This is a genomic window from Chryseobacterium panacisoli, assembly GCF_008274625.1.
GTDB lineage: Bacteria > Bacteroidota > Bacteroidia > Flavobacteriales > Weeksellaceae > Chryseobacterium > Chryseobacterium panacisoli.
On the sequence record NZ_VTRU01000001.1, the window covers coordinates 733,893 to 747,468 of the forward strand.

The 13,576-nt window shown below is 37.2% G+C and carries 14 protein-coding genes; 10 read left to right on the plus strand and 4 right to left on the minus strand.

Annotated features, from left to right (window positions below):
• The first annotated feature begins 222 nt into the window (after window positions 1-222).
• The 3 genes from FW781_RS03455 to FW781_RS03465 all read left to right on the plus strand — a co-directional run bounded on the left by FW781_RS03455 (window position 223) and on the right by FW781_RS03465 (window position 4,740).
• Entirely contained in the window at window positions 223-2,463 is a 2,241-nt protein-coding gene (locus FW781_RS03455; protein ID WP_149386130.1) for a CocE/NonD family hydrolase, read from the plus strand.
• Window positions 2,464-2,567: 104 nt separating this feature from the next.
• Window positions 2,568-4,250, plus strand: coding sequence for an APC family permease (locus tag FW781_RS03460; protein WP_149386131.1), 1,683 nt, complete (start codon window positions 2,568-2,570; stop codon window positions 4,248-4,250).
• 154 nt (window positions 4,251-4,404) lie between these two features.
• Window positions 4,405-4,740: a DUF962 domain-containing protein gene (locus FW781_RS03465; protein WP_149386132.1), complete on the plus strand. Its 336-nt coding sequence runs from the start codon at window positions 4,405-4,407 to the stop codon at window positions 4,738-4,740.
• Between the two features lie 222 nt (window positions 4,741-4,962).
• Here FW781_RS03465 and FW781_RS03470 read toward each other — a convergent pair whose 3' ends face one another.
• The 3 genes from FW781_RS03470 to FW781_RS03480 all read right to left on the minus strand — a co-directional run bounded on the left by FW781_RS03470 (window position 4,963) and on the right by FW781_RS03480 (window position 8,041).
• The gene (locus tag FW781_RS03470; protein ID WP_149386133.1) at window positions 4,963-5,427 is read right to left on the minus strand and encodes a hypothetical protein; all 465 of its coding nucleotides are present in this window, start codon (window positions 5,425-5,427) and stop codon (window positions 4,963-4,965) included.
• 23 nt (window positions 5,428-5,450) lie between these two features.
• Window positions 5,451-5,906 carry a lipocalin-like domain-containing protein gene (locus FW781_RS03475; RefSeq protein ID WP_149386134.1) on the minus strand — a complete coding sequence of 152 codons (456 nt, stop codon included), beginning with the start codon at window positions 5,904-5,906 and terminating at the stop codon, window positions 5,451-5,453.
• Between the two features lie 113 nt (window positions 5,907-6,019).
• Complete coding sequence (locus tag FW781_RS03480; RefSeq protein WP_149386135.1) at window positions 6,020-8,041, minus strand: hypothetical protein; 2,022 nt, start codon at window positions 8,039-8,041, stop codon at window positions 6,020-6,022.
• A 148-nt stretch (window positions 8,042-8,189) separates the two neighbouring features.
• Between FW781_RS03480 and FW781_RS03485 the strand changes: the two genes are divergently transcribed.
• Complete coding sequence (locus FW781_RS03485; RefSeq protein WP_149386136.1) at window positions 8,190-8,537, plus strand: DUF4377 domain-containing protein; 348 nt, start codon at window positions 8,190-8,192, stop codon at window positions 8,535-8,537.
• A gap of 141 nt (window positions 8,538-8,678) precedes the next feature.
• On the opposite strand, the gene FW781_RS03490 is transcribed toward FW781_RS03485, so the two are convergent.
• Window positions 8,679-9,617, minus strand: a complete 939-nt coding sequence (locus FW781_RS03490; protein WP_149386137.1) for an SPFH domain-containing protein — start codon at window positions 9,615-9,617, stop codon at window positions 8,679-8,681.
• A 194-nt stretch (window positions 9,618-9,811) separates the two neighbouring features.
• Here FW781_RS03490 and FW781_RS03495 point away from each other — a divergent pair, with 194 nt between their 5' ends.
• The 6 genes from FW781_RS03495 to FW781_RS03520 all read left to right on the plus strand — a co-directional run bounded on the left by FW781_RS03495 (window position 9,812) and on the right by FW781_RS03520 (window position 13,572).
• A complete protein-coding gene (locus FW781_RS03495) occupies window positions 9,812-10,384 on the plus strand; it encodes a Crp/Fnr family transcriptional regulator (protein ID WP_228720127.1) in 573 nt (190 codons plus the stop codon).
• A gap of 106 nt (window positions 10,385-10,490) precedes the next feature.
• Window positions 10,491-11,024, plus strand: coding sequence for a YceI family protein (locus FW781_RS03500; RefSeq protein ID WP_149386139.1), 534 nt, complete (start codon window positions 10,491-10,493; stop codon window positions 11,022-11,024).
• Window positions 11,025-11,052: 28 nt separating this feature from the next.
• The gene (locus FW781_RS03505; protein WP_149386140.1) at window positions 11,053-11,271 is read left to right on the plus strand and encodes a tautomerase family protein; all 219 of its coding nucleotides are present in this window, start codon (window positions 11,053-11,055) and stop codon (window positions 11,269-11,271) included.
• Window positions 11,272-11,278: 7 nt separating this feature from the next.
• On the plus strand, window positions 11,279-12,013 hold the full coding sequence (locus FW781_RS03510; RefSeq protein WP_149386141.1) for an SDR family NAD(P)-dependent oxidoreductase: 735 nt from the start codon (window positions 11,279-11,281) through the stop codon (window positions 12,011-12,013).
• Entirely contained in the window at window positions 12,010-12,462 is a 453-nt protein-coding gene (locus FW781_RS03515) for a nuclear transport factor 2 family protein (RefSeq protein WP_149386142.1), read from the plus strand. The genes FW781_RS03510 and FW781_RS03515 overlap by 4 nt, the downstream gene beginning before the upstream one ends.
• A gap of 36 nt (window positions 12,463-12,498) precedes the next feature.
• Window positions 12,499-13,572, plus strand: a complete 1,074-nt coding sequence (locus FW781_RS03520) for an NAD(P)H-dependent flavin oxidoreductase (protein WP_149386143.1) — start codon at window positions 12,499-12,501, stop codon at window positions 13,570-13,572.
• Window positions 13,573-13,576: the final 4 nt, after the last annotated feature.

The window sequence follows — 13,576 nt, forward strand, 5'->3', positions numbered from 1 at the left end:
AACGAAAATATTAAAAACTTATTGTTTAAGCAAGTTTTAACAGATTTATTAGCTTTAAATAGCAAATTAACAACAATGAAAATTTTCTCACCATTCAATGATAAAATTTACTACTTTCGTCTGATAAAAAGTAAACAATTTTAATAATAAGTTATCAAAAACATATTTTAAGTTGATACTTTTTCAACAGCAGCTAAAAACATACCATAAACACACTATCACATGAAATTTAAGATACTTTTAGCATTAATTTTTGTAAACCTGCTGCAGGCACAAAAATTTCAGTTTCCAAAGACAGCTGTAACAGACTCTCTTATATTAGAAAAACAGATGCCAGGACTTGCTCTGCAAGTGATTCCCGAACTTCAATCCGCAAAAAATAAACCGGAAAACAAGATCGACCTTCTGGACAATCTATTCCGTTTACAGATGGTAGCCCAGGATTATAAAACCTCAATTGCCAGCCTATCCGAAAACCGTAATCTCTTTGCCGATCATCATATGGGAGACTATAGATTGATGGGCTTTGAATTGTACAGCATGGCTAAACTGGTGCAGAAGGAAAGCAATATCACTTTTCCTGATGCGCTTCAGAAAGCATTTAATCAAAAATATGAAAGCCTTCCGGAGAAGCTGATTCCCAGATTACCTCTTGCAGTTGACGGCAATGTGAAAGAATCCAGAAAACAAATGAAGGAAATACTGGACAAGCAAAAGAACAAAGACAGTATTGATTACAAAACTGCTCTCGCCCTATGCAAAAGTTATCTGAACTATAAAACCTATTCAGCCATCAAACCTCAGGTGATGCAGCTGCTGGCTTCAAAGGATAAGGATAAATTCATTATTGAAACCAGAGATCTTAAGATAAAGAACGGCAATACCTTAACGATTACCATTGTCAGAAAAAAAGAAAACACTTCCCCACTTCCTGTTATTCTTACCAACAATATTTACGCAGGTCCATTTGATGAATTCTTTGGAAAAAGAGCGGCTACTTATAATTATGTGGGAGCCGTTGTCAATACCCGCGGCAAGAGAAACAGTAATAATGTAAATGATCCTTTTGAGCATGAATCAGAAGATGTCTATGAGGTAATAGACTGGATAAGCAGACAGCCATGGTGCAACGGAAAGGTAGGAATGATTGGCGGAAGCTATTTGGGTTTCAGCCAGTGGGCAGCTGTTAAAAAACTGCATCCGGCGTTAAAGACGATTGTACCACAGGTTGCAGTGGGAATCGGGATAGACTATCCGGCACAGAATAATATATTTATGAGCTATATGCTGCAGTGGATACAGTATGTCACCAACAATAAACTTACGGATGAAGTAGACTTTAGCAATTTCGCAAAATGGAACTTAATCAATACAGAATGGTACAAGAGCGGGAAATCATTTAGGTCTTTGGACACGATAAGCGGGAAACCCAGCAAAATCTTCCAACGATGGCTGGATCATCCGGGATATGACCAGTACTGGCAGAAAATGGTTCCTTACAAAGAGGATTTTTCTAAAATCAATATTCCAATTCTGACGACAACCGGATATTATGATGATGATCAGATCGGCGCATTGTATTATTTTAAACAACATCATCAATACAATAAAAATGCAGACCATTATCTGGTAATAGGCCCCTACAATCATGGTGGAGCACAAAGTTTCGGATTTACTTACGTGAATGGCAATCCTATTGATCCGGCAGCCAGAATAAGTATCGATGACCTCGCTTTTTCATGGTTTGACTATATTCTTAAAGGAGGAAAAAAACCGGAAATTTTAAAAGACAGAATCAATTTTCAGGTGATGAATACCAATACATGGAAACATGTTGCTGATCTTGATAAAATGCATACTTCCACCGTTAAATTCTATCTTCAGGACAAAAAAAATACCTCATCAGTATTTAATAAGCCCGATACCCAAACTTTCACAAAACAAATTGTTGATTTTAACAACAGAGATCAGAAGGACACTTACTATAAAGTCAGCAAAAAAGACAGTATAAAAACGACTACTTCAATTGCTTTTGAAAGTGAAGTGCTTGATAAGGATATGATCATCAGCGGAAATCTTTCAGGGTTCTTCAATGTTTCTATCAATAAAAAAGACTTTGATACGGATACCTATCTGTACCAGATTCAGCCGGACGGAAAATCCTCTTTATTATCAACTCATATTGTGAGAGCCAGCTATGCAAAGAATAATGAGGTAAGACAGCTTCTTGAACCCAATAAAGTGGAGCAGATTCCCATTAACAATTCGTATTTCATGAGTAGAAAAATAGAAAAAGGAAGTAAACTGCTGTTATTGGTGGGAGTGAATAAAAATCCTAACTGGCAGATCAATTATGGAACAGGCAAGGATGTAAGTGACGAAACAATAAAAGACGCTGGCGAACCTTTGGAGATAAAATGGTATAATGACAGTTATGTAGAAATACCTGTTTATAAAGACTAAAATCTTTTGTTTGAGCATTTTTACCTAAATGTTCTTAACAACTGTTAACATCAAAATAAAAAATCATTACATTTGCTTTTTTTCAAATCAAATATAGTTATTGAATGAGTCAACTTTTTAGAAGAAAAATCTATTCAGATACAGATACTTCAACGGGACTTTTAAGGGTCTTGGGTGTATGGGACATTGTATTTTTTGGTATTGCGGCTATTATAGGAGCTGGGAGTTTCAGCAGTTTGGGAGAAGCCGTTTTCAGAGGTGGTCCTGGTGTTATTCTTCTATATTTGATTTGCGGTTTTGCCTGTGGATTTACCGCTTTATGCTATGCTGAATTTGCCAGCAGAATTCCTACCGCAGGTTCTGCCTATACGTATGCTTATGCGAGTTTTGGAGAGCTTATCGCCTGGATAATCGGCTGGGCGCTGATCATGGAATATTCCTTCGGAAATATTTATGTAGCCTTTTCCTGGTCAGATTATTTTACCAGTTTCTTAGGACGTCTCGGAATGCATATTCCTGATTATCTGACCTGCAGCTATACGGAAGCAAGAAAGGCCGTTCAATATGGTTCAGAAAACAAAGAGCTGCTAAATGCCTGGAAAACAGCCCCATTAATCGGAAGCCTGAAATTTATTGTAGACATTCCCGCCTTGGTTATCAATGGTTTAATTACATGGCTTTGTTATGTAGGAGTAAAGGAAAGTAAGAACTTCAATAACTCTTTGGTTATCTTAAAACTGGCAGTGATCATACTGGTAATTCTTGTAGGCTGCGCTTACGTCAACACTGAAAACTGGACACCTATAAGCCCTACAACCGGAACACCTTCCTTTATGCCCAATGGTTTTGCAGGAGTAATGAGTGCGGTATCCGGAGTATTCTTTGCTTATATCGGATTCGATGCCTTAAGTGTACTTTCTGAAGAAACCAAAGATCCACAGAAAACTTTACCAAAAGGAATGATTATCTCCCTCGTACTGTGTACTGTAATTTATATTGCATTAACGCTTGTACTAACGGGGATGGTAGATTATAAAAAGTTTGATGGCGTAGGAGATCCTCTTTCATTCATATTTGAAAAAACAAATGCCAATGTAGCCTGGATGGAGCTTATCGTTTCCTTCGTAGCGATTGTTGCCATTACCACTGTATTATTGGTTTTCCAGATGGGACAGCCGAGAATATGGTATGCGATGAGCCGTGACGGACTGATGCCTCAGAGATTTCAGAAGGTACATCCAAAATATAAAACGCCTTCTTATGCAACTATTGTTACCGGAATTGTAGTGGGGATTCCTATTCTGTTCACAGATAAGACATTTATCCTTGATTTTACGAGTATCGGGACTATTTTCGCATTCGTATTGGTATGTGCAGGGGTATTGATGCTTCCTGCTAAAGAGAAAATAAAAGGCAGGTTTCACCTTCCGTATGTAAATGGTAAAATCATTTTTCCTGTTGTTTTCATTGGCGGTTTGCTGGCCTTCTACAAATGGCAGCCGGAATTTTTTGACAACCTGATGAACTGGTCTGATCCTAGTGAAGGAGAATTCAGAGCATCTATTTTCTTCTTTATTATCATCAACCTGATCTTATGTATAGTAGCTTTTATCAAGAACTTATCATTGATTCCACTGGTTGGATTAAGCTCATGCCTGTATCTGCTTACGGGAATGAGCCATGAAAACTGGTTCTGGTTCGGAATGTGGTTCCTGATCGGTATGGTTATTTATTTCTGCTACGGATACAAAAACAGTAAACTTGGAAAAGAATTAAAGAATAGCTAAAAAATAATAGCGAAACTGCGAAAAGGCAAAATGGCAAAAAGGTCGAACGTTTAAACAGACTGATTTGCGATTTTGCCTTTTTTGTTTTTTACACGCTGTAAAAATCGGCAGAATTATTGCTATAACTTCAATAGAATCAATAAACTAACCTACCATGGCTGAAAGAATTAAAACCTACAGAGAATTTTATCAGTTTTACCTTACAGAGCACAGCAAAACTGGAACCCGAATTTTTCATTTTATCGGAACACTGCTCGTATTTTTCGTCATAGGATATGTGATCAGTTCCGGAAAGGAAAGATTTCTCTGGTATATTCCAATTTTCGGATATGGATTTGCCTGGTTCAGTCATGCTGTGATTGAGAGAAATAAACCGGCTACTTTTAAATATCCATTATGGTCTTTAATTTCAGATTTCAGGCTGTTTTTTGAACTGCTGATCGGTAAACAGAAATTTATAATGTCTGATAACAAACCACAGAATCCATAATTAAAATTTAAAATTAAAATCCTAATTTTAATCATTGAGATTCCTTGCTTTGCTCGGAATGACAAAAAGTACTGTTGAAATTTTATCGAAGATAAAATCCTTGCACCTTACATACATATGTTTGTAGAAATCTTAGCGTCTTTGCGTGTTCCAAAAAACTTATACTTACAATTCCAAATTCTGCTTCTTTATTGAGATTGCTTCGCCTTCAGCTCGCAATGACTATAATCCGGGGGAATTTTGTTTATTTGGATGAAGTTTCTTCCCTATCAGATATCCCAATGAGGGCAGAATAAATGACAATACAACAGGAATGATCAATGCCAGTCCTGAACCTTCAAGAGCAAGTGTTAAAGGGAAAAGATATCCATTATAAACAAGAAGTGCCAGGGTAAAGAAAAAACTGTCACTATTACTTGTTGAAAGAATATTCAAGTTGCTTCCAAACTGATCAAACAATCCTGATATTAGGAACAGTAAAACATTCACAAAAAATACCCACAGAACGGTTCTGTAGATCATTCCTTTTTTGGCATTCAGATATCCGGCAAAGATCAGAAGAAGAGATAAAATTCCTGAAACAAAAAAATCGACACCTGAAAAATCGGTTTCTCCGCCGGTTCTCCCAAAGAAATATATGGCATACAGAATAATATTAAGAAGGTAGAGTATCGTTACATAATTCATACATCAATGTTTAATAATGACTGTTAGTATTGTTTCTCAAGGATATCATAATGTACCGTGTTTACCAATTTTTCAGCGAGAGCATCTCCTTTTACTTTAATTGGGTTGGGAATGTAACTAGAAAAAGTCATTGTGTTATCTTTATTCAGGGTTACTTCCACTTCTTCGAGAATATTCTGCTCATCTACATAAAACTGAATTCTGTTTTCTACGATTCTCCAAAAAGAAAGTCTTGGTTCAGATGGGCTGCAGTCCCCTGTTTTCCCTTCTACATAATTATAAATAGCATATCCGTCTTCCCTGATGGCATAATTCCTCATCAGACGGCAGTTATCAAATTCTTTTGCCACTTTCTTTTTATTTTCATAAAACCCGGCTTCCTTAAGTTTCCAGAATCCGGTAACGTTTTCTTTCTTTACTTTCTGGGCATTAGTACAAGAAGCTGCCATAAGAAAGGCAAGAGAAAATATCTTCTGCATAGTTAAATTTGTGCGTTTTTATATGATTTCAAACGAATATACAATAATTAGAATAAAGAGTTTCAGCGGGCGGCTCCGCCGCCCGCTGAAACTCTAAACTTTGAATTCAGATTTTATTTAAATTTCTTCTTAAAACTAAATTTAAGCCTGTTCATCAGCCCCGGTTCTATGATGTCAATTCCAATTCCGAAATTGCTGTCTGCAATTGTATGATGGTCTGTCCTGAACTTTTCAAACTCACTTTGCGGAATTTCAAGATTGATCAGAGGATTGTATTCAATGAATACACTTGCTCCGTTCTTACTTACTTTTTTACGGCTTTTATAGTCAAAATACGGGTTGGCAATGGTACTTTCCTGAATGGTATATTTTTCTTCTGTATCAATTTTATGGTCGGTATGCAGATTGATCTCATATTTCTCACTGTCGAAATTATGCCAGAAAGGCAAATCTTTATGCATAAAATCTCTTGCACCTGCCTTCACTACATTCCGGTCAAAATACATCAGAAAACGGTTGTTCTGCGGATCTACAAAATATGGATTCTCAATAACAGCGGTATATTGAATCTTTACTTCATTCAGTCTTTTATCATCACTTACCACATCAATAGCAGCATCTTTGAATACATTTCTGACATCTGTACCATTTCTGTCCCCTGAATAATTAAGTGCATAGAAAAGGAAGCTGTTCCAGCTGTCTATGATCTCTCTTTTGTTGGTGCTTTTAAAATACCTTCTCATGGCATTGGCTCTGTTCCCTTTATAGGTAGTTGACAGTGTAAGTTTTCCGGTATTGCCCTGAGCATTCAGATCTACTCTTTCATCAATACAGAAATAAGGGAACTTGTAAGATTTTCTTACCTGCAGTTCCTGGTCTTTTTTCACTTCCAGATAATGCATAAAATACATGAATCCTCTGTTTTCAATGAGTCCGAATTCATCACGGACAGTAGCATCAATGAAATATTCCCCGCCTTTATAATTCACTTTTACAACAACATGATTGAAGCTTAACAGTGACGGAAGGTAATATTTGATATAATAATCTGTATTGAAATTCACCAGTACAACAGAAGCATCCACGCCAATATAATCAAGGATCACTTTTAATAAAACTGATTTCGCTTTACAGTCTCCCTGCTTATTTTCATAAGTTACAGACGGTGCCTGCGGCTTATGCCCATTCATTTCATCAGCATTGAAGATATAGTAGATATGATTCTGAACATATTCTATGGCAAACTGAAGCTTTTCATCCTGATCAGCAATTGCATCCAGCTTTTCAATCAGGCTCGGAGCAAAATCCTTCAGGGAAGAGCTATTGAAAATCTCATCATAAAGAGGAACAATATAATTGGAAAGATCTTTCCAGCTGCTTTGTGTAGCAAAGTCCACATAAGGGAAAATTTCTCTTCCGGAATCTACAGGGTTTATATAATTCTGCTCTTCTATCACAAACCTTTCTCCTTTTTTCAGATGATTCGTTTCCGGTTCCAGAACATTTCCCTGCTCGTCTCTGAAAAATGTCTTTTTATAGGCAATCATCTGCTCACGTTCGTTGATAAAAGTAAATTTAAAACTGCCATATGCCCAGTAATTATCCGGACTTACCCATACATATTTTGAGAATTCCTTTCTTAAGAAATCACGCTCTGTAAATGCTTTAATCCTTGAGTCTTCTAAAATCAGTACATCATACAGTCTAAGATCTTTAATCGTAATATTGATCTTTTTATTACTACTCAAAACTCCCCCGCTGCTTTGATTTTCACTGTCAAGCACTTTAATATTCGTATCCGGGATTTTATCTATCAGTACCCCGTCTCTCAAAACACTGATCCTGTGAATCTGATAAACTTCATTTTCCTCCACAATGACATCGGACACGGACGCCCGCTCCAGATTTCCCGGTTCATTCAGGGTATAGGCCATACAGACATATTCACTGTTTTCCGTATTGCTGGTATAATATTTTTTGTCTAAAAAGTAGCAGTAGTCACGGCCTTCATCAATTTGTTTTCTGGCAAATTCGGAGTCCTTGATTCTGTTTTTTATTTCCTCATCCCCGATATTTCCTGCCCACATTTCAGGTTTTTGAATCCTGTAATTTTCAACTTGCATTTGATTTTCCATATTTATTATAAGAATTATGTTTTGTGGTTAGTGCTTAAGAACTTCAAATTAAATGATTAAAAAAATAAAAAGCAATAGCAGAAGTACTACAAATTCCGGAAAGGCAAGTTCGGCATGGTAATTGCGAAGTATGGGGAAAATCAAGTTTATGAAAAGTATAGCAACAATTCTAAAAGGGGCAGTGCCTGCATTAGCATTATTCGCAATGACGCAATGTACAACCACAGCCAACACATCCGCAGGTAATGAAGCAACCCTCATTGTAGGGCCACAGACAGCAGACTGTACAGGTGTAGCTCCTATGAAATGTCTGCAGGTAAAAGAAAACGCTTCCGGAGACTGGACCAATTTTTACAGCAATATCGAAGGATTTACTTATGAGCCGGGTTATGAATATGTTTTAAAGGTAAAAACAGAAAAAATTGCCAATCCGCCAGCTGACGGATCATCCATAAAATACACTTTGGTAAAACAGGTTTCTAAAACGAAAAAATAATAAAAAAGCTTCTGAAAATTTCAGAAGCTTTTTTTATTGTATGCAAGAAGTTGAAAGAATGAAGACCGAAGTTATCTTTGACAATTAAGGAAAACTCTCCAATGGTTCACCTTTCAGTATTCATAGCCCTTTTTCCTTATTCTAAAATCCAGACTCTTTTTGAGGAGGATCCGGATATTTCCCTTTAGCGGCCTCTCCTACTGTATTTGCAGTAGTCATAGCTACTACAAGATCATTCAGCATGCTGCTGGCTGCTGTAGGTGAATTGGGAAGAAGAACCAGATTGCTTCTGTTACTGGCTCCTATGGAATGCAATGTATCATAATGCTGTGTCACAACAATAAGTGCTGATGCTTCGTGTGAATTGATTTCTACATTATTCAGCATTCTTACAGACTCTTCAAGTCCTTTTGCAATTTCTCTTCTCTGATCGGCAATCCCCTGCCCCTGCAGTTTTTTAGATTCTGCTTCTGCTTTGGCAACAGCTACAATCCTGATTCTTTGTGCTTCAGATTCATATTCTGCAGCTGTTTTTTCTCTTTCCGCCGCGTTGATTCTGTTCATCGCATGTTTTACCTGTTCATCCGGATCAATATCGGTAACCAGAGCTTTAATAATATCATATCCATAACTGTTCATAGCCTCCTGAAGCTCGCCTTTCACTGCAATCGCCACATCATCTTTTCTTACAAAAACATCATCCAGTTTCAATTTCGGAACCTCAGCTCTTACGACATCAAAAACAAATGAAGTAATTTGATTTTCAGGATTTTCCAAACGATAATATGCATCTCCTACCTGACTTCTGATCACCTGGTACTGGACAGAAATTTTCATTTTGATAAAAACGTTATCTAATGTTTTCGTATCAATCATTACATCCAGCTGCTGAATTCTAAGGTTCAGTCTTTTAGCAATCTGATCTATGATTGGCAGTTTAAGATGAAGTCCGGAATGCTTTACAGCCCGGAATTTTCCAAATCGTTCAATAATCGCTGCTGTTTCCTGCTTAACTACAAAGAATGAAGCGAATAAAATGATAAGCCCAAAGAAAATAACGGGCGCTAAATATATTCCCATAGTTTTTAATTTTTTAATAGGTCGTAATAAATTATGTTTTGTTAAACATTTTTATTGGTATTTGTTTAAATATATGAAAAATAAATATAAGATTTAATACATTTTAGCCTAATCATCAGGCACAATAATTATTGATTATTTTTTAAATTAAAATTATCCTGAAAAAACTTACTTTTGAATATTCATTGCACATCATGATCAATTCTAAAGAAATATTAAAGGATCACATCTCAAAATTCACTTCTCTTACTGAAGAACAACTTAACTATGTTTTTGAACATTTTAATCTGATTACTTTAAAAAAAGGGCAAAGCCTGATCTCGGAAGGTGACCCCGTCAATCATGAATATTTTGTTCTCGAAGGCTGTCTGAAAGCATTCTATCTTAATGACAGCATGAAAATGTTTATCCTTCAGTTTGCTATGCCTACCTGGTGGGTGACCGATTTTGATGCGCTTTACAGTAAAACAAGGGCTACTATTAATGTAGACTGTATCACCAACGCGACGATCCTGTCTATTTCCAACGAAGACAGAGAAAAAATCTGCAATGAAATTCATGAGGTTGAACATTTTTTCAGATGGAGAACCAACAAAGGCTATGTTGCCGCGCAGAAACGTCTGCTTTCTTTCATGAATAATGATGCTAAATTCCGGTATGAGGAACTTTTAGCTATGTACCCCCAATTGTACAATCTGGTTCCGAAACATCTCATCGCTTCTTATCTTGGAGTAACCAGAGAAACTCTGAGCAGGCTTCATCAATAACCAATATCTTACATCCGTTTACCCTCTCTTCTATTTTGTGAGGTACATCACGTAACTTTTTCTTTCTATCGGCTGAACTTTGTGTCATTAATTAAACCCAATAAAAATGGACACAAAAAATTTCAAAGTCAATAATGAAAAGAGTACGATCGACTGGATCGGAAGAAAAATAACCGGAGCCCACAACGGAACAATCGGTGTAAAAGAGGGAAATTTCAGATTTGAAGATGGAAAACCGGTATATGGAAAATTAGTCATTGATACCCGCACCATCAAAATCCTTGATATCGAGGATGCTGAAACCAATGCACAGTTTGCAGGCCATCTGAGTTCTGATGATTTCTTTAATTCTGATCAGTTTCCTGAAGCTTTTTTTGAAATCACTCATGCTGAACCTGGTGATCATAATCTGTATTACGTAACCGGAGATCTCACCATAAAAGGTATTACTCATCCTGTCAACACAAGCCTGCAGGTTTCAACAACGGACAATACGGCTGCTTTAGATGCTAAAGTTGTAGTCGACAGAACGAAATTCAATATAAAATTCAGATCCGCCAATTTTTTTACCAATCTTGGTGATACACTGATCTACAACAATTTTGATCTCAATATTCATCTTGTTGCAGAAGCTTACTAACATCAATTAACCTTAAAAATTTACCATCATGCCATTTATAAAAGTAGATGTGCTTCGCGAAGATCTTAACCGCGAAACAAAACAACAATTAATCAGAAAAATAAGTGAAGCTGTAACTTCAGTTTTGAATAAAGATCCTCATTTAACCCATATTGTGATCAACGAAATCGAAGATGATAACTGGGGATATGCCGGAGAACAGGTTTCACTATTAAAGGAACAAGGATTTTCAACAGAAAAAAAATAAGCATACAATGAAAAAGCAAACCGTAATCGTAACAGGAGCCTCTTCAGGAATAGGATTGGAAACAGCCCGTTATTTCTTAGACAGAGGTGATCATGTAATTATCAATTCACAAACAGCATCTAAATTAGAGGAAGTTTACAATGAACTGGGAGCCGGCGAAAATCTGGCGATGGTTGCCGGAAATGTATCCGAGAAAGCAACAGGAGAAGCTTTGGTAAAGACAGCACTTGAAAGGTTCGGATCAATTGATGTTCTGGTCAACAATGCCGGAATTTACGAGAACAAACCCTTCCTGGATGTTACCGAAGAGTATCTGGACCGTTTTTTAACAACGAATTTAAAAGGAACATTCTTTACAACACAGGCTGTAATCCCTCAAATGATCAAACAAAAAGACGGGGTGGTGATCAATGTAGGAACGCCACTGGTATATCATGCCATTGCGCAATCTCCCTCAACAGCACCTATTTCAAGCAAAGGAGCGATCCATGCCCTGACATTGCAGCTGGCTGCAGAGTTTGGAAAAGATAATATCAGGGTTAATACCATTGCTCCGGGATTGATCAGAACTCCGATGCATGGTGCTGATCTTGATAACAATGCCGGAATGCACCTCATCAACCGTATTGGAGAGCCGGAAGAAGTAGCTCAGATGATTCATGCGATTGCTAAAAACAAATTAATTTCCGGAGCCATCATCAATGTTGACGGGGGAATGGGTGCCGGACATCATTTATCATGAAACTATCATTAATTATAGCATGGCTGCTCAGTTTTCCATTGAGCGGCCATGCACAAAATGTAAAGAATATGAAAACCAACCCAACATCAGAAACTGAAATAAGAAACGTCATTGAAAATTATTATTTAAAAGGGATTTATGAAGGAAATACTGAACTTCTTACAAAAGCATTCTATAAGGGAGCATTGCTTTTCGGAGATGTAGATGGAGTTCCGTATTTCAAAACTGCAGCACAATATATTGAGGGAGTCGGAAATCGTGTCAGTCCGGAAAGATCAGGAAAGGAATTTAAAGCTGAGATCCTTTCCATCGATGTCATTAATTCGATTGCTACGGCGAAATTAAATGTAAGAATGTATGATTTTAATTATTATAATTTCATAACTTTCAATAACATAGACGGAAAATGGCTCATCATTAATAAGACATTGACCAATATACACCCTTAATTCAAATTTTAATTTTAATTAAAAATCAACAAAATCATGTGGAATAAAAATAGAATTACAGAATTATTGGGTATTGAATATCCTGTTCTGCAGGGTCCTTTCGGTGGAGGTCTTTCTACGGTTGAACTTACCACGACAGTGAGCAATCTTGGCGGATTAGGCGGATTCGGGGCTTATACTTTGACACCACAGGAAATCTATGACATTCACAAAGAAATACAGACGAAAACGGATAAACCCTACAATCTTAATCTCTGGGTAAACGACCTTGATATTATTGATAACGCGCATACAAAAGAACAGTATCAAAAAGCAATTGAAACTTTCAAACCTTACTTTGATCTTTTAGATACTGATATTCCTTCACTTCCGCCCTCTTTCCAATCAAGATTTCAGAATCAGCTGAATGTTATTTTTGATATCAAGCCTAAAGTTTTCAGCTTTATGTTTGGGTTGCTTAGTGAACACCTCATCGAAGATCTTCACCGTCAGGGAACTGTTGTTTTGGGAAATGCAACAACGCTTGATGAGGCTATTGCTCTGGAAAAAACCGGGGTGGACGTTATTGTAGCTTCTGGTTTTGAGAGCGGCGGCCACAGACCTTCGTTTCTGGATCAGTCTGAACTTTCTACAACGGGAACTTTTGCTCTGATTCAACTGATAAAGGACAAGGTAAAAATTCCTGTAGTTGCAGCGGGAGGTATTGCCAATGGCCGTGGAATTGCCGGAGCTTTCCAACTGGGTGCAGAAGCAGTACAGATCGGAACAGCATTTCTGGCCACTGAAGAATCCGGAGCTTTACCGATACATAAAGCGTTTTTATTTTCCGATGCTGCAAGATCCACTACTCTTACCAGGGCTTATACCGGAAGATTAGGACGCGGAATTACCACCAAAATCTCACGAGATGTATTGGCTGCTACTGGCAAAACATTACCATTTCCTTTACAGACTCATTTTATGGGGGCATTGAGAAAAGCGGCTTTGGAACAGCAAAAGCATGAGCTGGTGTTTTTCTGGGCAGGACAGATTGCGCCGCTTTTAAAGCATAAAAAAGCCTCCACATTAATGCAGTCATTAATCGAAGAGGCATCTGAATTATTACGATAAATAG